Raw genomic sequence first — 21604 nt, forward strand, 5'->3', positions numbered from 1 at the left:
TTTTTCATCCTTTACAAAATAGTACTTATGCATGAACTAAGACAGGCACTCGTTTATAGGCCGGAGTGCCCGATCGCGTCTCCATTTCTGGATGAAAAATGGCATTGACTTCGGGATAAAACATCAACGCAGATCCGGGGCGAACTGAGCCATAAATCACTTCAACTTGCTCTAGTTTGCCAACATTGCCTTGAACTGTAACCCGCTGATGTGCCTGCAATCCAGCTTGTTCTGCATCGGTTCGGCTCATCAAAATGCAGTTGCGATGGGGCATCCCTCGATATTTATCATCAATTTTGTAAACCACTGTATTGTGCTGAGAATAGCTACGTCCTGTCATCAGGGCAACCACAATGCCTTGAGTTGATTCAGGCACTCCAAAATCTTTTAGCTCTGGTAAAGATAGGGCGGGTAAGGGAGTAGTGAACATGGCTGCTTTGCCGGAAGGCGTTGGAAAGTGTGGCTCCGTGATAATCCGTCCACTAATGGTAAATTCTTCATTGGTTTCATCGATCGCTGCCATCTTTTCAAATCCGGGAATGGTTTGGGCAATCAGTTGCCGCACATATTTCGTGTCTTGTAACTGCTGCCAATCAACTGGATCGTTGCCATGAATCCGATGCGCCAGTTCTGTTAAAAACGTCACTTCAGAAATTAGATCGGCATCTGTCAGATGGGTTTCGCCGGGGTCGTTGAATCGGACAAAATTATTGCCTGATTCCACCGTTGTTTTATAAGGATTCTCAAATCGATTGAGGACTGGAATCACAATCGTGTTGACCTTTGCCAATCCGTGAAAATGCCCCAGGTTTGGCTTTGTCGCCACGTAGATGATTGTTTCAATGTTGCCTAATGCCCGTTTCGCTTGAGCTGAGTCTGGGTTTGCCCCATATAAGTTGCCACCCAAACAAAGAAGCGTATCGACCTTGCCAGCATCCGCCGCTTCAATCAGCGATCGCGTGTTGTAGCCTTTCACTGGACTGAGCGATCGCCCCAACAAGGTTTCTAGGGTTTGCTGAATCTCTTTTTTGAGATCCACCGTCACCCCCATCGATCCAAATCCCTGTACGTTGGAGTGTCCGCGCACTGGCATCACACCTGCGCCTTCTTTGCCCACATTGCCAGATAGCAAAGCCGTATTCGCAATGCTGTAAACGTTGTCTACGCTATTTTTCTGCTGCGTGATGCCCATTGCCCATCCGAACACAACGCCCTTAGATGTGCCGATGATGGTTGCGGCAGCCTCAATTTCTGGTTGAGACACTCCACAGGTTGACGCGATCGTCTCCCAAGGGGTTACTCTTGCTTGCTCAACTACTGCTTCCCAACCTTCTGTATGGGCACGCAAATAATTTTCTTGAACAAAGCCTTGCTCCAACAAAGACTTTTGAATGCCTACAAACAGTGCGGTATCGCTACCAGGAATAGGTTGTAGATATAGAGATGCAATTTCGGAACCCGGAACTAATGATTTGACTGGAAATGCTGGAGAACCAAACTTGACTAAGCCAATTTCCATGATTGGATTAATCACAATCACTTTGCCACCGCGATCGCGTAACTTGATCAATTCGTTCATCAAGCGGGGCTGATTATAAGACGGGTTTGAACCCGCTAGCACCACACAATCAGCCTTTTTCAAATTCTCCAGGCTAACAATTGAGGTGCGTGTGCCAAACATCTTATTTAGCCCTGTAGTCGAGGGCGCGTGGCATAGGTCAGAGCAATCTGCCAAGTTATTAGAGCCTAAGGTCCGCATCATCAGTTGCAGCAGAAATGCAGCCTCATTTGAAGAACGCCCAGAACTGTAGGATGCAACCCGCTCAGGCGATTTGCGAAACGCTGCTTCGGCTATTTGATAGACCTCTTCCCATGAAATTCGCTCATAGTAAGACTTCTTTTCTCGCAAAATCATTGGATACCCTAACCGTCCCAGTCGGTCGGCTTCCATGGAGGTTAAGCGCTGAAGCTGATCCACACTTTGCTGCTCAAACACCTGCATCGGGACAGCAGGTTTGAGTTCCGCCGAAATCGATTCCACACTCTTCATGCAGCGCTGGAGCTTTTCACCTTCCTCATTGGTAAAGCCACCTTTTTGTCCACCCGTTCCCCAAGAACAAGATAGGCAGGCACTTTTATGCAGCAATGTTTTCCATAGTTTGGGACCCTCAGGCGAAAGCGTATGTTTTGCCCAATATTCAATGATTGATAAACCACCCCCGATCGCTGGAGTTTCTGCGTTTTTCTCATTAAATGGAGGTACAGGCTGAACATTCTGCTGCGTGGAATCCATGCGTTTGCCTCAATGAAAAGCTGAGTAGGGTAGTTATTTGAGCGGCTAACGTGAATTCTACAAAGATTTAGCCAAATAAACCGTCATCCTTGAGGACATTCCTGATTTTTGTCATTCATGTCAACAGTTAGCCATATCAAAGTTCAACTAAAGTTCAGCTATTGAGTAAATGCAATTAGTTCGTTTTAGTAAAGGTGCAGACGTTTAAATCTTTTTAAGAGTGCCCATTTGATAACTGTGGTGTACGCCGTTTAGCCTAGGGCAAAGGGAAACGGAGATCGCCACCTATGACAGAGCACTGAAAACCCAACCAGATTGCGACGCAGCCTATTACAGCTAAGCCTGCTGCTAGAAATTACAAGAAAAGATTGATTTTGCAATTGCCATTTTGCAACAGGCTCTCATCCGGGACTCCAAGTATCGCGAGCTAACATAGACAGACACAGATTTTGATGGCATTCGCAGACTATGAACAGTTTTAGGCATTGCTGAGGGCATAGTGAGCTGCGGGGCTGCGCCATCATCAAACTCAAAGACGATTCAATTTTAAGAACGCCCTGATGATTGACCCTCAGTACTTGCAATTTCGCCTGCCTCCATCAGCATCTTAAAGTTGCGGAGTTCTTCGCCAATTTGCTGTTCTGGTGCTTCGCCAAAGATTTTTGCGATGGTATTTCCTATTGTTCCACCCGGCGGCGTATACTCCAGAACCACTTTCACTTCGGTGCCTCTACCTTCTGGCGCTGCTTGAAACCGAACAAAGCCAGAATTATCGATATCGGCACCCTCTACCGAAGCCCAAGCAATCAGTTGATTTTCTTGATCGGAAACAATCTCGGCATCCCATTCCACACTGCTATCTAATGGTGCCTTGGCAACCCAATGAGAGCGAGTTTCATCAATGACCTGTACAGATTTGAGATGTTTCATGAACATTGGCAAATTCTCAAAATTTCGCCAAACACTATAAAGTTCTGCTGGAGTCTTGTTCGAGATAGTAACTGTCTTCTCGACCTGCTTACTTTTACCCAACTCTAGAGACTGACTAACCGTCTCTGACACCGTATCCGACAAACTTTTTTGAGCCGTTGCAGCCTGGTAAGCTAACCCACCCCCGGCCAGTGCTAATAAAGCGCCCCTCAAAGAACGCTGCTTTAGCCCCATCAAAATCAGCGCTCCGCCGCCGATTAGCGTGCCATATCGCTCGGTATCACTACGGCTATCAGCTTGTCCCGATTGGTTAGGATTATTCGACGTTGATGGTGTTTCCATTGTGCTTCCTTTCAATCGTTATTTAGGGTTGACCGCTTACTGTTAGTTGAACAACGGTCATGAACGTATGCTGACTAAATAGATGGAACTCCAGGCATGATCTCAGGAGGCATTTCTGGCGTTGACATCGGCGGCGAATCGGGCTGTGGAGTCGGTGTTGGATAAGGACTTGGCACATCCGGCGTGGGCATAGGGGCAGGAGCAGGGTAATCAGGTGTGGGCAGATCGGGATAGGTTGTTGGATCGGGTGGGGCACTTAAAAGGAGAGAAGTAATTTGAGTTGAAGCTACCATCGGTTGAACCTCCCATTTGAATTTAGTAAATCTGCGATCGCATGACTTATGCAATCTCTGAACATTTGGCGAAATAGATATTTAATAAAGAGTGGTTTATAGACTAAATAAGTTAATGTCAGACGTAGTTAAGCAACAGATTGATATTGTTTTATTGAACTAAAACTTACCTACTCAAAATATTCTCACATACACAACAATGTGGCTTCTCTCACCTTAGACAGATTAACAATCTCTTTCCATTAAGTCACATATGAGTAAGGGAATTAGAACTAAATCCCTAAATCTAGTTCGCTTAAAATAGCAAATTGTGGAGACGATAGAATGGTATCTAATAGCCCCGATCTGGGAGAACAAGCCCTCAGTAAAGTTGCAGAAATAGGAATTGCGAACCAGCTAGACGAGGTAGAAGATTTTAATGTTGATATTCGCACAAACCCAGGTAAGTTGCTTCAGGGAGAAGTAGACTCTGTGGCAATTAGCGGCAAAGGAATGGTCATAAAACAAGACCTACGCATGGAGTCCTTAGAAATTCAAACAAACCAGGTTTCTATCAATCCCTTTAGCGCTTTTTTTGGCAACATCGAACTGAGTCAACCCGCCGATGCCGATGCTCAAATTGTTTTAACAGAGGGTGATCTTAATCGAGCTTTAGAGTCTGACTACATTGCCAACAAACTTCAGGATTTAAAATTACAGGTTGATGGGCAGTCTCACACAATTAAAGTTCACCGTGCAGACGTTCGCTTACTTGAGCAAGGAACCCTTTCGCTAAACGTCGATTTTTTAGTGCGAGAGAACAACGAAGCTAAATCTCTTTCAGCTACAGTGATTCCACAAATCAAAGAAAATGGTCAGCAAGTTAATCTAGAAATTCTGTCTGTGGCGGGACAGGGATTAACGCCAGAGCTAGGCTTAGCGATCTTAAAGCAGCTCACTATGCTCTTGGATCTAAGCAATTTTGACATGCCAGGAATGGCTCTTTGGCTTCAAAAGATTGACATTCAAGCACAACGGCTAATCATTCACGCCAAAACTAAAATTGAACAGATACCGACCTTCTAGCTCCAAGTGTGAACCTTAGAAGAAATACTACTCTAAATTCATGATGAGCCTGACTCTATTGGCTCATTAACCCATTAAATAAGGGCGTAGCACTCAACACTTTTCGGAATGAGCCGTTAAAGTGATTGTCCAAGCACCACGCCCTTATAAATCTGTAAATCAAATTACAGACGATTAACTATGCTTGCTCCCAAAGGTTCCGCACAACGTCCGGTAACCAACTTGCTACTTCTTCAATACGTTCTTCTGATAACTCATCCTTCGTAGCAGAGAAAATCGCTTTAATCACCTTATCTCGATCGACCGCCCGAGACATTCCAGATTCGTTTGCAACTCTAAACAAAAATCGGTCAGAAGTGATTTTGAAAATCCCAGGTCCTTGCCAAGGTGGACGTACTCGACTTAAAAATCCAACCAGTGGATTGGTATCTTTCCACAGCGTTGTGATTTCCATCTGAAGTGTTTTATCGGTAGTATCCAAAACTTCTTCATGTAGCTCATCAGCTACCCTATCCGCGGCTTCTGTGGTCATCAAATCACGCATTACCCGAAAAACCACTTCGGTAATGTCTCTAGCATCATACGGATCAGAGAGACCGCCATTTACCATCACTTTCTCTAAAAAGGGACGATGTTCATCTGAGATTTCTGCATCGGCAGGACGTTTGACTGCTGATGCTAAGTTTTCTGCCTCTACTTCAGTTGGGTCATTTGGAATCGAAGTTTGATCTACTTTTTTTTCTAACATCGCGATCGCTCCTTACGGATAAACAAAATAGTTACTTATTGAATATCTAGATCTAAAGATAAAATTCACTTAAAAGCTTCCATCAAAAGAAAGATTGTAGTTGCGATCGCGTTTCAATTTAAGTGCTAAAAAAATTCCTTGTTCTATAACTTTGAGATGCAAAAAGCCATAAAACAAGGAATATTAAACACATCGCTTAAATTAACGAAATGCACTTATAAAGTTAGCTCACACTTTTTTCTTTAGCGCGCTCATTAGCAAACTCTTTAAGTCTAGAAAAGACATTGTATGCATCTGGACCGGGATCTGTGTTTGTATTCACCCCATCTACAGAGCCATCTATTTTCAACCAAGCTTCTAGACCACCTTTTAGCACTGCCACCTGATGGAAACCAGCTTCGCGCAGTATATTAGCGGCTGTAGTCGATTCTCCGTCATTACTGCCATAAATATAAATGTCACGTTTGAATTGCAACGTAGACTGCACTGCACCTGGCAAGATTGATACAGGTGTGTTCATTGCACCCAAAATGCGACAGTCATCAAATACATCGCGATCGCGAACATCTAGAATTGTCAAACCGGGTTCTCCCCAATTTAGGCGTGACTTAAGCTCGTGAACACTAACTTCACTACTAGAAACGGCAGCAGCAGGCGTTGAGATAGGAAGCTTATCACTAAACGCTACTTTTGCTTTTTCAAGAGTGTTCTCTTCACGCTCATGAGCTTCGTCAAACGGTTGCTTAATAGCATCGCCTGTTTCATTATTCATTCTGTCAACTCCTTAACGAGATTCATGTTTATACTTTTTGATTGGAACTCACAAATTAGCCCACTGGAGTCGTTATTTAAACCTTATAAATAACGGAAGTCATACACCTCTTTCTTAAGAGATAAATAGGTTTCGCCTGTGAGGTTTGGTGCGCTACCAAATTAATGATCGAATTTTTAGAAGAATGATTGCAGAACAGCTCTATAGGGTCTAACTAGTAAACCCATCACCTTTTAAGACAGGTTTACTAGTTACGAATAATGAGGTGTAACTACATTAGAGTTTGCATTTTTGGTAGCTCAATCAGTTAACTAATTAACTAACCAAACGCTCAGGTGTTACCAGAGTCCTGGCACCGCATTTGAGGTACCTGAAGTGCCAGTTGAGTTATTCATGGTGCCGTTCATCTCAGTTGTGGAATTTACACGAGTATCTGTATTTGAATTCGTGTTTCCATTCATACGCATGTTTCCGTTAGCACCATCACCACTACCGCCAATAGTTGGGCTGGTGCGTCGGCTACCGCCTACTGGGGCATCAGCAGTGCCATCAGTTCGCATAGATGGACTCATAGAGTCTTGGCTGGTACGGGTTGGCTGAGTCTGGGTGGTTCCATTCATGCGCATATTGCCATTAGCACCATCACCGCTACCGCCAATGGTTGGGCTAGTGCGTCGGCTACCGCCTACTGGGGCATCAGCAGTGCCATCAGTTCGCATAGATGGACTCATAGAGTCCTGGCTGGTACGGGTTGGCTGAGTCTGAGTAGTTCCATTCATGCGCATATTGCCATTAGCACCATCACCGCTACCGCCAATGGTTGGGCTAGTGCGTCGGCTACCGCCTACTTGAGAGTCGGCATCACCGCTGGTAGTCATAGATGGATTTTTAGCATCTTGAGGTGTTTTAGGAGAAAGGCTGTTAGTTGAACTACCGCTCCGGGGCGCAGTATAGCTGCCTCTTCCAGGAAGAGTGTTACTAGGAGCAGTCAAGCTATCATTTTTGTCAGTTGAAGGGTTCCGTCTGATTGTGCTTGGGTTTTCTGAATTGTTGGGAGTATTACCGTTTTGCTCGTTCAGATCTCCTACTGTTGAAGGATTAGAAGGTGACTGTTGAGAATGGGCAGCTTCTGGCTGAAACAGTGTGACTGTGGAACAAACTGCAAGAGCACTGATGCTAGCGAATCTTGCGATATTGATCAGGTGGTTTGTGCGATCGAACTTGATTTTCATAATTGTCTCCTAGATTTATAAAGGTTTAGCAGCTGCACAAGAGAACCATGGATTCCTCGGGCATGGCTTCTCGCAATGCGCTTTTCAACATTGAGAAAAACTCGATTTCGGGTCTCAATCTGTGGTGATTGAGTGTTGATATGTAAACTGTAAGTTATACCTACAACTAACGTGTCTGTCGTTAGAAAGGTTGAATAGGCATCAAAAGAGAGACATCAATCAAAAGAAATTCATAGATGTAAAAACTTTGCTGCGGTGTTTTTAGATTTACTCAATAAAGGGTAAGTATGCTTTTTAGCTCTGGACATATAGACGAAAAAGATTATCTATCTACCTAATGATTTTGTTGCTTAAAAATCTGGTTAAACTTATAGCAAATTAAGACATCATGCAGTTTAGATGTAGCTGAAATAATTGAAAACGAGTGCTACAGCAGAACACAGATTAGTTTTATGCAAGTTTCAATCAAATCAAAGGTAACCAGAAAATGATCAATAAAGTAGACAATCAATTCTTAGATAATCCCGACGAAGTGACTGATGAACAGGCGCTACAAGAAAATGGCGATTTGCCCCAAGAAATGACAGAGTCCTATGGGACAGGGGTTCATGATCAGTCTGAATCTAGTGTTGGTGGTCACACTTTACGCGATCGCCTACAGGATTTTAATGAAGCCGATGCAATGCTAACCAGCATAGATGCTGATGCTGTAGGTGATGAAGCGGTTGGGGGCACAGCGCCAACGCCTGACATGGATATTGTGGATGAATTAGGAGCGGCAGTCGGGCTAGAGATGGATGATAGAGCCTTTCTGCGAACTAATGAAATTCTTGAAGAACGAGACGATCGCCGTTGGGAACTCGACCCAGAAGCATCAGAAGACTATGGCGATCGCTCGACCAATCAGTAATGGTGCCTTGCGTCATTGATGAATTATAAGAATTGGGAGTGTGTAGGTTCAAACACACTCCCAATTCTTATCTAAACCAGTTTGTATTGTTCAAATACCTCAAACACAAATGCTATTAAGCACCTGTTGAGTCAAATCCCATAGGAGAAACAATATCGCGGAAAAAGGCAATTTGCTTTTCAAAGCCCAACCCTTGAATTTGGGTTAATAGCTGATCAGCTTCACCAGAAAGCTGGTAATCAGACGGCATTGGAATAATTTGATTGTTGTCCATTCCTTGAGCCAGCAAATACCAAAATAACAGTTTCGTTGTATCGCTTAGTGCCGCATACTCACGCGTAATAACAGTATCTTTGCCTGTGATTAAGTCCCGTTGAAGCTGTAGCTGATCGTCAAAAGGCAACTCTTTGACCTGATTCAACAATCCTTCAGCAATTTCGGGTGATGCCTTACTAGCTCCTGGAGCCGCAGGCGTAACAGTATCACCCATTTTTTTGTAAACAAAATAGAAGAGTGCCAATTGTTGATCTACTTCTAGAGCCTGGAAAGCTTTTACCTGCTCAGGCGCAACATTTGAAGTAACATAAGTCATAGAAAAACCTCTTGTTCTTATCAGTAAGCTTCCTTAGGTTACGAGGGATAGATAAGGCTTTAACCCAGCGCAGGATAGAGATCACAACTGCTTCTAAAGACAGAGAAAGCGTGCACCGATAGTCTTTCTATTCTTCTTCCTGCTCCAAATTTTCCAAATCTTCTAGTTCCTGAATCGCCAGCAGCAATTCTTCTTCCTGCTCATCAAATTCCGCTTCAGGGACATCACCCATATCAAAGGCCAGCTGTAATGCCAAAAGTTGCTTTTGCATATTTTCTTTGACATTGAGTTCAGAATCGACTCGTTCTTGAAGTTGTCCAGCAATCCAGGTGATGCCAGTAACGGGAGCGAAAAGGAGGCGGAAGAGCATAGGAAATACGAGGGGCGAAGGGAAATGAGGCTTAGGCTTCGAGTTTTGGGTTTAGGAGTTTGGGGTTGGTTTTTTGTTCCCTAGTCCCTGTTTAGCTGAGCAAAGTTAAACGGCGCAGTGAAGTTGTTGTAGCGAATTTTAAGGCGACCTTCAAACTGGCGATCAAGGGCTTCAACTTGTTCACTGAAGGCAGCTTCAGTTTCCCAAGGAATGAGATAGGCGGCATTATAAATCATGGCTTCGGTGAGGCTGTCATTTTCTACCGTATTGACAGCGAGGTGATTGAGCGCTGCACGAAATGCTTCAATGATGGTGCGTTTGCGAGAGTCGAGCGATCGCTCGATCGCCTGCCCAATAGACACGACTTCATCCATGGTTAGGGTTTTTCCTTCCAAGTTGTCGCGCTGAGCTTGCAAAGCGGTGTTTTCTGCCAGCAGTAGTTGCAGTTCGCTTTCCTGCTCCCAAAACAGCTTTACACCCACTTCTCGATGTCCGTCTAGCTGGGTGAAGAGGTGATGCAGGCGATCGCTATGAGGAGCAGTCAACTGTTGTGTCACCGCATCCCAATCTTCAATAATCAATCCAAATTGTAGCGGCAGCAATGTTCGGTATCCAGCGTGCATTGCTTGCTCCAGCACCCGTTCGTGCCCTAGCAGGTTTTTTCGACTTGCTAAATAGCGGCTCTGTTGTGTTTCAGAATAAAGAAAGGTGAAGCCATCAATTTCATGGGCGTGGATTGGCTGTTGATCCAATCCTTCCAACTGCAAGTTTTGGGGTCCTGGAATGGGAAAAATGCCGTAAAGATATAATCCGTGGGTCATAGGGGCACATCAGCGAAAGAACAGGAAGGAGCTATCTTTCTAGAGTTCCCTTAAGCTTTCGTAGATCACCTCAACTTTCCATCTAGAACTTGTTTTGGATAGACTCACCTAAGCTGAAGCGATTTCAGCCGCTTTCTCAGACTCCATCTCACTGTGGGTTTTCAGTTGAATCAATTCCACCTTATATCCGTCGGGGTCTTCTACAAACGCAATCACGGTTGAACCGTGCTTCATCGGTCCTGGGTCACGGGTGACTTTACCGCCTTGGGTGCGAATTTGTTCGCAGGTTGCATAAATATCATCGACCCCAATCGCAATGTGCCCATAGGCATCGCCTAAGGTATAGTCCTCTTTGCCCCAGTTGTAAGTCAGTTCCAGAACAGAATTTTCCGATTCATCACCATAGCCCACGAATGCCAGGGTAAATTTCCCGCCGGGATATTCTTTCTGGCGGAGTAGTTTCATGCCTAAAAAGGTGCAATAAAAGTTTAGGGACTGCTCTAAATTGCCGACCCGCAGCATTGTGTGAAGTAGTCGCATGGTTCTTCCTTAATCAGTTTGCTTTTATTTTGACAGTTTTAAGGGAGAACCGAGGGGCGAGGAACCTGTCCATTAATTTTTATAGGGGTCCGATCTCGACGGATTTCACCAGTTTGGCTTTAGCTGGAGCTGTGAATTTGAAGGCATTCGCCGCGATCGCGGGGTTAGGAGTGCGGCTGAGAATGCGTTCGGCAATATCTACATTAAAGCCATCCGACTTGCCGTTTAGGCGAATCTGCTTAAATTCTGCAGTGGTTGGTTCTATAGAAGCTGAAATGGTGAACCCTTCTTTATCCGTAAATTCATAGCTATAGAGCGATCGCCCGTCTAACATTTGGCTAGCTCCTTTCAGGGATGAGGTATCGGTCATACCCATCTCTTTCAACACTTGTGGATCAGCTAAAGTGCCGCTGGCTAATAATTGGCGAACGTCTGGTGTCACTGTTGAATACCAGTAGGACAATATGCCAACCCAATAGTAGTCATTCAATTCATCAAATTTTTCAACCGGAGTGATGGCATATTGCTGCAAATCTGAGCGATACATCCACACTTGCTTGCCGTCGGAAATAACAATGCTTTTCACCTCGGTTCCATTGTCTGATGGGAAGGTGATTTCAGCGCGGAACTTGTTAGGCGCTTGCACTAGGGTCGTCACTTTGGCAAGGCTAATCACATTGGTGCCACCGGATGTTGCTTTCACACGAATTTCTGATTCCGTTCGATAGCGATCGCTCTGAACAAAAACTGCACTTGCCTTTGCCAACAAAGCTAGATCGAGCTTGCTGGTCAGTTGACTAAGTAAGGTCGGTTCAGGTTTGGGGGTTGCCTTCGCAGCCTGAAGAAAACGATTGTCTGCATTGATTCCCGAAAGTCCAGCCCCGGTTAAGCTAATAGCAACTGCGACAACTGCACTAATGATTTGTTTCATAAAATTTATCCATACTCATAAGTTGAACGAGATCGCACAAGCTCTGTGGGATTGCTAGCGCGATCTCGTTCTTTCAGATTACCCAGTCTTTTTGCGGAGTCTCACAAGTTCAAGCAAATGCCGATTTGCCCGCAAACCGCGCTGATTTTCCAAGCTGCCGCTCAATTCTCAGCAGTTGGTTAAATTTAGAGACGCGTTCACCGCGACAGCCCGACCCTGTTTTAATTTGTCCGGCTCCGGTAGCAACCGCAATATCGGCGATCGTTGTGTCTTCCGACTCGCCCGATCGATGGGAAACCATGTAGCTGTAATGATTCTTTTGGGCTAGCTCAATGGTGTCCAGTGTTTCGGTTAAGGTGCCGATCTGGTTCACTTTGATCAATACCGAGTTAGCAATTCCTGCCTCAATGCCTTCTGCCAAGATCTTGGCATTGGTGCAGAACAGGTCATCGCCCACCAGTTGCACTGTGCCTCCAATCTCCTTAGTCAGTAAGCTCCAGCCATCCCAGTCGTTTTCGCCCATGCCGTCTTCCAGTGAAACGATTGGATATTGCCTTGCCCAAGATGCCCACAGAGCGACCATTTCTTCTGAGGTTTTCGATTCCTGCGTGGATTTGAAGAATCGATATTTGCCGTCTTTCCACATTTCGCTGGTTGCCGGATCAAGGCAAATTGAAATATCTTCGCCCGGTTTATAGCCTGCTTTGGCGATCGCCTCCACAATCACCTCCATCGCCTCTTCGTTGGACTTTAGATTCGGTGCAAATCCCCCTTCATCTCCCACAGCAGTGCTGTAGCCCTTTGCCTTCAAAATCGACTTCAGCGCGTGGAATGTTTCTATCCCCATCCGAATCGACTCTGCAAAGCTGGGTGCATTGTGCGGCGCAATCATAAACTCCTGAAAATCGACTGTGTTATCCGCATGGGCACCCCCATTGATCACATTCATGCAGGGGACAGGCAGCAACGATGCATTCACCCCACCCAAATAGCGGTATAACGGCATTCCCATATAAGTTGCCGCCGCCTTTGCTACCGCCATCGAAACCGCCAAAATTGCGTTTGCACCCAGATCTGCTTTATTAGGGGTGCCGTCAATTTCAATCATCAGCATATCAATTTCGCGCTGGGCAGTGGCTTCTATGCCCACTAACTCCGGCGTGATTTTCTCGTTTACATTGTCCACTGCCTGCAACACGCCCTTGCCGCCATAACGTTTCGGATCGCCATCTCGCAGTTCTACCGCTTCTTTTTCACCCGTTGAAGCCCCAGACGGCACGATCGCCGATCCTTCCGTTCCGTCCTCCAATATCACTCGCGCTTCAATCGTAGGATTACCCCGCGAGTCCAAAACTTCACTGGCAATAATGTCCTCAATATACATAGGAAATCCTCCTTACAATCCGAGTGGTTATGCGATCGCCGGCTTCTAGATAAAAACACTTAACAGCAGCGGGTTTTGCTTAGAGAATACTACCCCATGGTGCGATGTCGTAAGCGTGCCATAGGCCACACCTAAGCAGGGAATAGGAGACGGGATCTGAGAAATAGCCAGTGGTGCAATGGCGAAGGACGAGTGACGACTGGTGAATCAATTCAAACCCCTCATCTGTATCTTCCTTTACCACTCCATCCATCCGCTATCATTAGTAGGTCTTAGATGCATAGTTTCCCTGGCACATTCCGTTCCTTGCCGTCACGTCCCACCCTCTACTCCCCACTCACAATGAATCGGATTTCTCGTTGGAAAAAAGCTTTTTTGTTTGCCCTCTGTGGATTGATGCTCAGTTGGTTAGTTAGCTGTGGAGGGACTCCTGCAAACAATCCACAAGCAACTACAGCCAGCGGCAAGCAAGAAATTGAATTTTGGACGATGCAGCTTCAGCCAGAATTCACCGATTATTTCAACACGCTCATTGCCCAGTTTGAGCAAGAAAATTCGGCTTACACTGTGCGTTGGGTGGATGTGCCTTGGGCGGATATGGAGCGCAAAATCCTCACAGCCGTTTCTGCTAAAACCGCGCCCGATGTGGTGAATTTGAATCCTGGATTTGCCTCACAGTTAGCAGAGCGCAATGCCTGGATGGAGTTGAACGAAAAGGTTCCGGAGGATGTGAAACAGCTCTATTTGCCGAACATTTGGAAAGCCAGTACGCTCAATGGCAAAACATTTGGGTTGCCTTGGTACCTAACAACGCGCGTAGCGATCTACAACACCGATTTGTTTAAGCGATCAGGTATGGATAAGCCCCCCGCAACTTATACAGAGTTGGCAACCGCTGCCAAGCTGCTGAAGGATAAAACTGGGAAATATGCCTTTTTTGCCACTGTGGTGCCTGGCGACTCCGGAGAGGTGCTGGAATCCTTTGTGCAGATGGGTGTGAATTTGACGGATGCCGACGGCAAAGCAGCCTTCAATACGCCCCAAGGTAAGGCAGCATTTGAGTATTGGGTGAACTTATACAAAAATGGATTGATTCCTAAAGAAGTGCTAACGGAGGGACATCGCCACGCGATCGATCTTTATCAACGGGGAGACACTGCCGTTTTAGCATCCGGCGCTGAATTTTTGAATAACATTGCGACCAACGCTCCTACGATCGCCAAAGCTTCAGCCTCATCCACTCAAATCACAGGCGACACTGGTAAGAAAAACGTTGCAGTGATGAATCTCGTTATTCCCAAAGACACGGATGTGGCGGAAGGTGCGCTCAAGTTTGCCCTTTATGTCACCAATGATGCAAACCAGCTTACTTTTGCGAAAGCTGCAAATGTTTTGCCTTCCACTGTAAAAGCGTTGCAAGATCCCTATTTCAACACGGCTCCGGCTAATGCCACCCCGGTTGACAAAGCCAGAGTCGTCAGCGCTCAACAAATGAAGGATGCAGAAGTGCTAGTTCCAGCGATGAAAAACGTGAAAAAGCTGCAAAAAGTGATCTACGATAATTTGCAAGCAGCAATGTTGGAACAAAAAACAGTTGACCAAGCTATTAACGATGCCACGACTGAATGGAATAGCCAGTCTTAGCGCCTATTGCTTCACGGGAATTTCAATCACAAATTCAGATCCTTGTCCTGGTGTCGAATTGTAGTGCAACGATCCGTGGTGCCGTTCTGTCACAATTTGATAGCTAATGGATAAACCCATTCCGGTTCCTTTACCCACAGGCTTTGTGGTGAAAAATGGGTCAAACAGGCGCTTACGGACAGATTCGGGTATTCCCATGCCGTTATCAGCAATGCAGATGTGAATCCGATTTGAACCGATTTGCTCGGTGCGAATGGTGATAAAAGGCAAGGAGCAAGAGGCAAGAGACGAGAAAGGTTCTATCTGGGCTAGGTCTTTTGCTTTTTGTCCTAAACCGATCGCTTCTTCTAATGCAGCGTTCACAAAGCGTGGCACACTGCTTTCGATTTGTTCATCGATCGCCTCGATCGCATTGCTCAACAGATTCATAAACACTTGATTGAGTTGTCCGGCGTAACATTCCACTAAGGGCAAGTGGCCATAGTGCTTGGTAACGGTAATATCCGGGCGATTCTTTCGTCCTTTGAGCCGATTTTGCAAAATCATCAACGTGCTGTCAATGCCGTCATGAATATCGACCGCTTTGAACTCTGCTTCATCCATACGGGAAAAAGTTCGCAGGGAAGAAACAATCTTTTGAATGCGTTCAGCGCCAATTCGCATCGACGATAGCAGTTTGGGTAAATCTGCTAAAACAAAATCTAAATCGATCGCCGCTGCCTCGGCTTGCACTGCGCTGACCGGATTGGGGTATGCCTGCTGGTAAACCTGAATCAGCCGGATCAAATCTTGAGCATATTTATTCGCGTGGAAGAGATTGCCAAAAATAAAGTTCACTGGATTATTGATCTCGTGAGCCACACCCGCAACGAGCTGCCCTAGGGAAGACATTTTTTCGCTTTGAATCAATTGAGACTGGGTACGTTGAATTTCTTTGAGGGCGTGCTCTAGATCTTGAGCTTTTTGACGAAGTTCCTGTTCACTGCGCTGCAAAGCTTCTTCTGCAACTTTTTGCTCCGTGATGCTTTGCCCGGCCCCTCGAAAACCGACAATTTCACCTTGCTCATTTAAAAGCGGCAGCCCAGTCACTTTCTCCCAAACTATTTCCCCATCAGGGGTGATGTTGCGATGCTCTAGAGTGAAACTTTTTTTGTGGGTGCAAGCATTTTCTAGGATTGCTTGCATCCGAACGCTATCGGTGGTGGGCATAAATTCAAATGGCGATCGCCCGATCAATTGGGAGGGGTGATACCCTTTGATTAGTTTTGATTTTTCGGTAACAAAGGTATAAACACCTTCGGCGTTGAGTTCCCATAGGTATTCTCCAGCGGCTTCGCTCACATCTCGAAACCGCTGTTCGCTTTGGCGCAGAGCCTCTTCAGCCTGCTTGCGAATGACTTCGTCACGCTTTGCTTCACTGATATCAAAAGCAATGCCTTGGAATCCAACGAGTTGCCCATTGCTGCCATACATTGGAGACGCATTGCTCATCATCCAAGGTGTGCTGCTGTTTTTACACTGCGCTCGAAACTCCAGCCCAGACTGCTTCTTCCCCGTAATTGCAATCTTTTTAAGAAAGGACTGGCAGGCATGTAGATCTTTTGGATAAATGCAATGGGCAAAGGATTGGTACATTACTTCAGAAATTTCAAACCCCCAGACATCAGTGAAATGGGGAGAAAGATAGGTGAAAGTGCCATCAAGGGCTAGTTCAAAAATTACCCCATTGGCATGTTCAACGAGGCTACGAAACTTTGCTTCGCTGGCCGCAAGGGCAATCTCTGCCTCATTGCGATCGCGAATTTCTGCCTGTAACTGAGCAATCACCATTTGCAGAGTTTGCGTTCGTTCCGCAATTTGTGATTCTAATTGTTCGGTTGAAGCGTCAGTTTCAGAATATTTAGGGTTCTCTACCACATTTAAATTCGCCCGTGCTGTGGTGTGAAGCTGCTGTTTTAATTGAGCATTTTGTTGACGTAACGCTTTTATTTCTTGCTCTAAAGAGGGAGTTGACATAGTTAAAAAGAAATTTATGGTAGCTGCTGGCTAATAAAGGTTTTGTTTCTTTCAACCCAAACTGCCTGAGCATTACGTTTTCTAATGCAATGCTCAGGGCGGGTTAGAGATGATTCCTAATCACTTAGCCTATCAATAAACATTTCGCTAATATTACTAGGCTGCACTGGCTCTAGTATTCCCTACCCAAGGAAATGGGGAGACATCTTGTTGCCAGAAGGCACGCAACAGCCTGACTGATTCAAATCAATTGCATTGAATTTGTCCGATCTCAGCGGGTTAGCGAATCAGCGCGATCGCGGCGGTTTTTTGCTGAAGCTCTTGCAGCTTTTGCTTGGCTTGTCCGGTGGTTAATAGCACTTCTGTTTGAGTGATGCCTGCTTGGATAGAAGGGCTAATGCCGCAGCGCCACAAATAAAAGCCACCATTCCACAGCGCCGATTTCATTAGCTCGGATGGTTGTCCTGCTAAAACAGACTGCATGGCAGCGATCGCGGCTTCAGGTGAAGTCAACGGGACGTTTGCTCCCTCAAACCCAAACTCGCGGGGTGGCAAACATAAGCGTTCCAGTTCCACTTCACCAGCCGCATTCACAGTGCCTAAACCAATAATGGCGGTTCGCTCTCTAGGCAAATCACAACTGCCCTCAAGCCCTTTGACGGTAGTAAATTGGCTGACTTGCCGCAGGGCAAAGGCATCTTGAAACATGGTCTCGGTGGGAGGATGCACAAACCCAGAGACGACATGGGCATTGCCTGCATAAGGGCACCACATCAACTCCATAGTGGCAAAGGGAGGTCGTTTGCCAATTTGCTCTCGATAGGGAACGAGTCCCTGAGCTAGGGGGAAATGGGTTGGGATATGGATAAAGCCAATGCCTGTTTGTTCAAAAGTAGTTTGTACCTGAGACAAGGGCATCGTCCAATCCATGCCCAATCCTTGCCAAAAAAGAACTAGAGGATCACCCTCCTTCGTCGGCATGCGATCGCCGCCGTGCAGCACCACTGGGCATCCTGCTGCCGCTAAAACTAAAGCGGTCAATAGAACAATTGGTATAGTGCGCGTTCTGCCGTCATAGGGCATGCCAAACACCAATGCAGGTCGAGAAGTGGCGATCGCCTGCAATATGGGTCCCAATTCTTCGTAGGCATCTAGCATTCCCGCCAGTTCTTCTCCAGTCGGGCGGCGAATGCGATGAGCAATCATAAACGCGCCAATCTGGGCAGGAGTTGCCTCTTGCAACAACATCATTTTGGTGGCAGCGTGGGCTTCTGTTCGCGTCAGGTTGTGTCCTGTATGAGGACCGCTGCCAATTTTGCGGAGGAGTTCTCTAAAGGCATGGCTCATGGTGCGTTCTCAATTAACCGTCACGACCGACAGATGCTAAAGGTAAAACAGTTGCCGCCTGGGCAAGATGATCAATCACTAAACTGAAAAAATGTTGAATGGGTGGAATTTGCAGGCGATCGCGGGTGGTCACCATGACGACTTGCCGAGTTAGGGGTGGATCGGTCAACGGCTCTGTATCAACGCCAACATAGCCCGACTCAATTGGACGCACTGCCAACGTAGGATCAGTGTAAGCATCCACTAGAGCCGATTCAGGTAACAGTGCTACCAATTCGCCTTGCCGCACAATCCCTCTAAATGCATCGGGAGTATTCAATTCTAGTGCTGCTTTGAGCGTTGCGCCACGCCGTTCAAACTGTTCTTGCACTATGCGCTGCATCCCGTAGCCATCTTTAAACACAACTTGATGATACTGCGTCAGCTCTGACCAGGGAATCGCAGCATAAGCAGCAAGGGGATGCCCTGCGGCGACCAAAACTTTGATCGGTTCTTCGTAAAGCACCTGCACCACCATTTCAGGACTCATGGTCAAAAAGCGATTGTTCATGACGATCGCCAAATCGACCAAGCCATCTTTTAATACTTTGAGGGAGCGATCGCTACCTAATGCCGTGACACGCAATTGCACATCGGGATAATCTCGACAAAACTGCTGCAAAATGGGCGGCAAATGATGAGAACAGATGGAATGAATCGCGGCTACACAAAGTTCTGGCTGTTTTCCTGCCACCAGTTGAGCCACGTCTTGCGTCGCATTTTGCCATTCCTGACAGATTTTTTTAGCGCGCGGCAACAGCAAATCGCCCGAAATCGTCAGCTTTGCCTGAGCCGTGCGATGAAATAAGGGTGCGCCCAAGTCCGCCTCTAGCGCCTGAATTTGGCGGCTAATGGCAGATTGGGTCACGCCACAGCGCTGAGCAGCTTTTTGAAAACTACCCGTTTCCGCTACCGCCAAAAATGCCTGCAACTGTTCTAAACGCATGAAATCCGTGTAATTCAGGTCACACTTTTGAAGCTAAAGTGACCTTATCGGATTCTTACCAGCGACTTCCGTAAGAGTTGATACAGCTTATTGGATCAACATGAACAGTTAATGAATCAGAAGCGTCAAATTAAGAACTTCTAAGGTGCATTGAGCGCAGCCAAAACACACCTTAGAAAATGGGTAGACTACCGAAATCGATTGGGATTCAAGCGTCGTCCGGGACTGGTGATGGCAGATCTTCTTAAATAAGTGCCCGTGCCGCCATCAGCGCGATCAAGAAAGGGGCGCAAGTTAATCGCGTTAGAGTTAGTAGCTTGCGCATTCCCAATTCCAGGAAGATTAATATTAAGCATCCGTGCAGCTTCGCCAATCCAGCCGCCTGCTCCACCTGATCCGCCATTCACAAAGGTATTCACACCCTGGGTTTGCTGCCCACTGTCGGCAACAGTCAGGTTTTGAAACACGCGATCGCGGGTCGCAGTGGCATCTTGTCCAGGGGGAACCGTCAGCACAATCCGACAGCCTGAAACTCGTTGAGTCGTTACGCAAACGGTGTTGTAGCCATTTTCGACAGCCGTTTGCATGTCTATCAACCCATCGGGACGATACTGTTCTAGCCGTCGGCTAATTTCACTACAGCGCTTGGTTGGATTCCAGCCACCACCCATCGCGTTAGGAACAGCCCATGGATAGGTCTGTCCGGGTTGGCTTTGGGGCTGATACATCACGGTATATTGCCCGTTTACAATCTGGCAGCTAAAGCGCGTACCGCTGAGGGTACTCGCTGGACTGCCGCTAGGCGCTCCAGTTGGGATTGTATTAGGATTGCCAGAAGAGCCAGGAACGCCGCGTGAATTCTCAATGTCTACAATGACATCGTCTGAAGTGCTAGGTTGCCCAGTGGTGCCCGTTGGCAGTTGACTGATAATTTGTATGGGAGTCGCGATTGCGGTTGCAGCCTCACCGCCCAATAGCACCGCTATTCCTAAAACTGCGATGACGGTTTTGCAAGTTTGAGTCAGCATTGTAGGTATCTCTAGAATGAACGCTTAATTGACTGATAAGGGCAATCCAACAGGGCAATATAAAAACAGACGGTGTAAGCAGTTAAAAGTTCCTATGCTTAAGCAAGGTTAAACACTTTATTTGTAGATAGCAGAAGGCTTCTATTGAATAATCCTAACCAATCTTTATGAGCAGCTTTTACAAAACTTTATTTTGAGTGTTTAGGTAGCGTATACTACGCCATGTGGCTAAAAGGAGTAAGAGATAGATGTCGGAGGCAATCAAGCCCCTGACGGCACCAAGGGACTTAATGGGTGCGCCGGGCGATTTTAATCCTACATTGCTCATGTTCCTTGTAGCGATCGCGATCGTGGTGGTTTCTACAGTGGGCTTTTTTCATTGGCATTGGGTTGACTGGTGCTGTTTTGTCATGAACGTCGTTGCTTTACACATGGTTGGCACGGTGATTCATGATGCCTGTCATAACGTTGCCCACCGCAATCGCATTGTGAATGCCGTTTTAGGACATGGCAGCGCTTTAATGCTGGGTTTCTCCTTCCCCGTTTTTACGCGGGTACACATGCAGCATCACGCTAACGTCAATGACCCAGAAAACGACCCCGATCATGTGGTGTCTACCTTTGGTCCACTATGGCTGATTAATGCCCGCTTCATGTACCACGAGATTTATTTTTTTAAGCGACGACTCTGGCGCAAATATGAACTTTTAGAATGGGCGATCGCCCGACTCGCAGTTGCCGTAATCATCTACTTGGGCTGCCGCTACGATTTTATTGGCTATATTTTTAACTTTTGGTTTGTTCCCTTGGCGATCGTTGGTTTAGCCCTAGGGTTATTTTTCGACTATCTACCTCATCGCCCTTTCCAAGAGCGCAATCGTTGGAAAAATGCGCGGGTGTATCCCAACTCCATGATGAACTGGCTGATCATGGGGCAAAACTATCACCTGATCCACCACCTTTGGCCTTCAATTCCCTGGTACTACTACGAACGCGCTTACTATCAATCCAAACCATTGCTAGATGAAAAAGGTGCTCACCAATCCTTAGGCATCTTACAAACCACTAAAGACTTATTCGGGTTTGTCTACGATGTGTTTTTAGGAATTCGTTTACATAAACCGCACCAACCTGAAGAGATTTTAGAAGTGTCTTCTTTGGAGACAATGGCGATCGCAACAGCGGTAGATACTGTAGAAATGACCACATTGCCTGAAGATGAGCGAAAGTCTCTGGTCGGTGTCGCGATCGACGAATAATTGAAGCCGATTTAAATATATTGAGTGCGTCAATTAGAACACGGGCAATGGTAGGGCGATCGCAGGTAGCCGCACATATGATAGACAGGAAAATTCTGCCTA

The 21604-nt window shown here is 46.3% G+C and carries 20 protein-coding genes; 4 read left to right on the forward strand and 16 right to left on the reverse strand.

What is annotated here, in order from left to right:
• Positions 1 to 25: 25 nt before the first annotated feature.
• From JOY44_RS04825 to JOY44_RS04835, 3 genes are all read right to left on the reverse strand, one after another.
• Positions 26 to 2293 carry an FdhF/YdeP family oxidoreductase gene (locus JOY44_RS04825; protein ID WP_171572568.1) on the reverse strand — a complete coding sequence of 756 codons (2268 nt, stop codon included), beginning with the start codon at positions 2291 to 2293 and terminating at the stop codon, positions 26 to 28.
• A 546-nt stretch (positions 2294 to 2839) separates the two neighbouring features.
• Entirely contained in the window at positions 2840 to 3565 is a 726-nt protein-coding gene (locus JOY44_RS04830) for an SRPBCC family protein (RefSeq protein WP_171572569.1), read from the reverse strand.
• Positions 3566 to 3639: 74 nt separating this feature from the next.
• Positions 3640 to 3858 (reverse strand): hypothetical protein, encoded by a 219-nt coding sequence (locus JOY44_RS04835; RefSeq protein WP_171572570.1) that lies wholly within the window; start codon positions 3856 to 3858, stop codon positions 3640 to 3642.
• A gap of 324 nt (positions 3859 to 4182) precedes the next feature.
• Between JOY44_RS04835 and JOY44_RS04840 the strand changes: the two genes are divergently transcribed.
• Entirely contained in the window at positions 4183 to 4923 is a 741-nt protein-coding gene (locus tag JOY44_RS04840; protein ID WP_171572571.1) for a DUF2993 domain-containing protein, read from the forward strand.
• A gap of 178 nt (positions 4924 to 5101) precedes the next feature.
• Here the strand turns inward: JOY44_RS04840 and JOY44_RS04845 are convergent, their stop codons facing one another.
• The 3 genes from JOY44_RS04845 to JOY44_RS04855 form a co-directional block, all read right to left on the reverse strand.
• Positions 5102 to 5671 carry a DUF2267 domain-containing protein gene (locus JOY44_RS04845; RefSeq protein WP_171572572.1) on the reverse strand — a complete coding sequence of 190 codons (570 nt, stop codon included), beginning with the start codon at positions 5669 to 5671 and terminating at the stop codon, positions 5102 to 5104.
• A gap of 223 nt (positions 5672 to 5894) precedes the next feature.
• Positions 5895 to 6443 (reverse strand): rhodanese-like domain-containing protein, encoded by a 549-nt coding sequence (locus JOY44_RS04850; RefSeq protein ID WP_171572573.1) that lies wholly within the window; start codon positions 6441 to 6443, stop codon positions 5895 to 5897.
• A gap of 338 nt (positions 6444 to 6781) precedes the next feature.
• On the reverse strand, positions 6782 to 7675 hold the full coding sequence (locus JOY44_RS04855; RefSeq protein WP_171572574.1) for a hypothetical protein: 894 nt from the start codon (positions 7673 to 7675) through the stop codon (positions 6782 to 6784).
• 487 nt (positions 7676 to 8162) lie between these two features.
• Here JOY44_RS04855 and JOY44_RS04860 point away from each other — a divergent pair, with 487 nt between their 5' ends.
• Entirely contained in the window at positions 8163 to 8585 is a 423-nt protein-coding gene (locus JOY44_RS04860) for a DUF6335 family protein (RefSeq protein WP_171572575.1), read from the forward strand.
• A 115-nt stretch (positions 8586 to 8700) separates the two neighbouring features.
• Here the strand turns inward: JOY44_RS04860 and JOY44_RS04865 are convergent, their stop codons facing one another.
• The 6 genes from JOY44_RS04865 to eno all read right to left on the reverse strand — a co-directional run bounded on the left by JOY44_RS04865 (position 8701) and on the right by eno (position 13223).
• On the reverse strand, positions 8701 to 9177 hold the full coding sequence (locus JOY44_RS04865) for an orange carotenoid protein N-terminal domain-containing protein (protein ID WP_171572576.1): 477 nt from the start codon (positions 9175 to 9177) through the stop codon (positions 8701 to 8703).
• Between the two features lie 127 nt (positions 9178 to 9304).
• Entirely contained in the window at positions 9305 to 9547 is a 243-nt protein-coding gene (locus JOY44_RS04870) for a gas vesicle protein GvpG (RefSeq protein ID WP_171572577.1), read from the reverse strand.
• Positions 9548 to 9627: 80 nt separating this feature from the next.
• A complete protein-coding gene (locus tag JOY44_RS04875) occupies positions 9628 to 10368 on the reverse strand; it encodes a GvpL/GvpF family gas vesicle protein (RefSeq protein ID WP_171572578.1) in 741 nt (246 codons plus the stop codon).
• 108 nt (positions 10369 to 10476) lie between these two features.
• The gene (gene gloA, locus JOY44_RS04880) at positions 10477 to 10908 is read right to left on the reverse strand and encodes a lactoylglutathione lyase (RefSeq protein ID WP_171572579.1); all 432 of its coding nucleotides are present in this window, start codon (positions 10906 to 10908) and stop codon (positions 10477 to 10479) included.
• Between the two features lie 79 nt (positions 10909 to 10987).
• A complete protein-coding gene (locus tag JOY44_RS04885; RefSeq protein WP_171572580.1) occupies positions 10988 to 11839 on the reverse strand; it encodes a LolA family protein in 852 nt (283 codons plus the stop codon).
• A gap of 109 nt (positions 11840 to 11948) precedes the next feature.
• Positions 11949 to 13223 carry a phosphopyruvate hydratase gene (gene eno / locus JOY44_RS04890; protein ID WP_171572581.1) on the reverse strand — a complete coding sequence of 425 codons (1275 nt, stop codon included), beginning with the start codon at positions 13221 to 13223 and terminating at the stop codon, positions 11949 to 11951.
• A 342-nt stretch (positions 13224 to 13565) separates the two neighbouring features.
• Here eno and JOY44_RS04895 point away from each other — a divergent pair, with 342 nt between their 5' ends.
• On the forward strand, positions 13566 to 14867 hold the full coding sequence (locus JOY44_RS04895; protein ID WP_171572582.1) for an ABC transporter substrate-binding protein: 1302 nt from the start codon (positions 13566 to 13568) through the stop codon (positions 14865 to 14867).
• A gap of 3 nt (positions 14868 to 14870) precedes the next feature.
• Here the strand turns inward: JOY44_RS04895 and JOY44_RS04900 are convergent, their stop codons facing one another.
• From JOY44_RS04900 to JOY44_RS04915, 4 genes are all read right to left on the reverse strand, one after another.
• Complete coding sequence (locus tag JOY44_RS04900; protein WP_171572583.1) at positions 14871 to 16883, reverse strand: PAS domain S-box protein; 2013 nt, start codon at positions 16881 to 16883, stop codon at positions 14871 to 14873.
• A 279-nt stretch (positions 16884 to 17162) separates the two neighbouring features.
• On the reverse strand, positions 17163 to 18230 hold the full coding sequence (locus tag JOY44_RS04905) for an anthranilate phosphoribosyltransferase family protein (RefSeq protein ID WP_171572584.1): 1068 nt from the start codon (positions 18228 to 18230) through the stop codon (positions 17163 to 17165).
• 13 nt (positions 18231 to 18243) lie between these two features.
• Entirely contained in the window at positions 18244 to 19215 is a 972-nt protein-coding gene (locus JOY44_RS04910) for a LysR family transcriptional regulator (protein ID WP_171572585.1), read from the reverse strand.
• A 188-nt stretch (positions 19216 to 19403) separates the two neighbouring features.
• Positions 19404 to 20243 carry a COP23 domain-containing protein gene (locus tag JOY44_RS04915; RefSeq protein ID WP_171572586.1) on the reverse strand — a complete coding sequence of 280 codons (840 nt, stop codon included), beginning with the start codon at positions 20241 to 20243 and terminating at the stop codon, positions 19404 to 19406.
• A gap of 248 nt (positions 20244 to 20491) precedes the next feature.
• On the opposite strand from JOY44_RS04915, the gene crtR reads away from it, so the two are divergent.
• Positions 20492 to 21502 carry a beta-carotene hydroxylase gene (gene crtR / locus JOY44_RS04920; RefSeq protein ID WP_171572587.1) on the forward strand — a complete coding sequence of 337 codons (1011 nt, stop codon included), beginning with the start codon at positions 20492 to 20494 and terminating at the stop codon, positions 21500 to 21502.
• The last annotated feature ends 102 nt before the right edge of the window (positions 21503 to 21604 follow it).

Origin of the sequence: Leptolyngbya sp. Cla-17 (genome assembly GCF_016807185.1) — a bacterium.
Taxonomy (GTDB): Bacteria; Cyanobacteriota; Cyanobacteriia; order Leptolyngbyales; family Leptolyngbyaceae; genus ULC077BIN1.

Bases quoted from the DNA above. Each gene is read 5' to 3' on its own strand.
- JOY44_RS04825 (WP_171572568.1), bottom strand. From the start codon at position 2,293: ATGGATTCCACGCAGCAGAATGTTCAGCCTGTACCTCCATTTAATGAG.
- JOY44_RS04830 (WP_171572569.1), bottom strand. From the start codon at position 3,565: ATGGAAACACCATCAACGTCGAATAATCCTAACCAATCGGGACAAGCT.
- JOY44_RS04835 (WP_171572570.1), bottom strand. From the start codon at position 3,858: ATGGTAGCTTCAACTCAAATTACTTCTCTCCTTTTAAGTGCCCCACCC.
- JOY44_RS04840 (WP_171572571.1), top strand. From the start codon at position 4,183: ATGGTATCTAATAGCCCCGATCTGGGAGAACAAGCCCTCAGTAAAGTT.
- JOY44_RS04845 (WP_171572572.1), bottom strand. From the start codon at position 5,671: ATGTTAGAAAAAAAAGTAGATCAAACTTCGATTCCAAATGACCCAACT.
- JOY44_RS04850 (WP_171572573.1), bottom strand. From the start codon at position 6,443: ATGAATAATGAAACAGGCGATGCTATTAAGCAACCGTTTGACGAAGCT.
- JOY44_RS04855 (WP_171572574.1), bottom strand. From the start codon at position 7,675: ATGAAAATCAAGTTCGATCGCACAAACCACCTGATCAATATCGCAAGA.
- JOY44_RS04860 (WP_171572575.1), top strand. From the start codon at position 8,163: ATGATCAATAAAGTAGACAATCAATTCTTAGATAATCCCGACGAAGTG.
- JOY44_RS04865 (WP_171572576.1), bottom strand. From the start codon at position 9,177: ATGACTTATGTTACTTCAAATGTTGCGCCTGAGCAGGTAAAAGCTTTC.
- JOY44_RS04870 (WP_171572577.1), bottom strand. From the start codon at position 9,547: ATGCTCTTCCGCCTCCTTTTCGCTCCCGTTACTGGCATCACCTGGATT.
- JOY44_RS04875 (WP_171572578.1), bottom strand. From the start codon at position 10,368: ATGACCCACGGATTATATCTTTACGGCATTTTTCCCATTCCAGGACCC.
- gloA (WP_171572579.1), bottom strand. From the start codon at position 10,908: ATGCGACTACTTCACACAATGCTGCGGGTCGGCAATTTAGAGCAGTCC.
- JOY44_RS04885 (WP_171572580.1), bottom strand. From the start codon at position 11,839: ATGAAACAAATCATTAGTGCAGTTGTCGCAGTTGCTATTAGCTTAACC.
- eno (WP_171572581.1), bottom strand. From the start codon at position 13,223: ATGTATATTGAGGACATTATTGCCAGTGAAGTTTTGGACTCGCGGGGT.
- JOY44_RS04895 (WP_171572582.1), top strand. From the start codon at position 13,566: ATGAATCGGATTTCTCGTTGGAAAAAAGCTTTTTTGTTTGCCCTCTGT.
- JOY44_RS04900 (WP_171572583.1), bottom strand. From the start codon at position 16,883: ATGTCAACTCCCTCTTTAGAGCAAGAAATAAAAGCGTTACGTCAACAA.
- JOY44_RS04905 (WP_171572584.1), bottom strand. From the start codon at position 18,230: ATGAGCCATGCCTTTAGAGAACTCCTCCGCAAAATTGGCAGCGGTCCT.
- JOY44_RS04910 (WP_171572585.1), bottom strand. From the start codon at position 19,215: ATGCGTTTAGAACAGTTGCAGGCATTTTTGGCGGTAGCGGAAACGGGT.
- JOY44_RS04915 (WP_171572586.1), bottom strand. From the start codon at position 20,243: ATGCTGACTCAAACTTGCAAAACCGTCATCGCAGTTTTAGGAATAGCG.
- crtR (WP_171572587.1), top strand. From the start codon at position 20,492: ATGTCGGAGGCAATCAAGCCCCTGACGGCACCAAGGGACTTAATGGGT.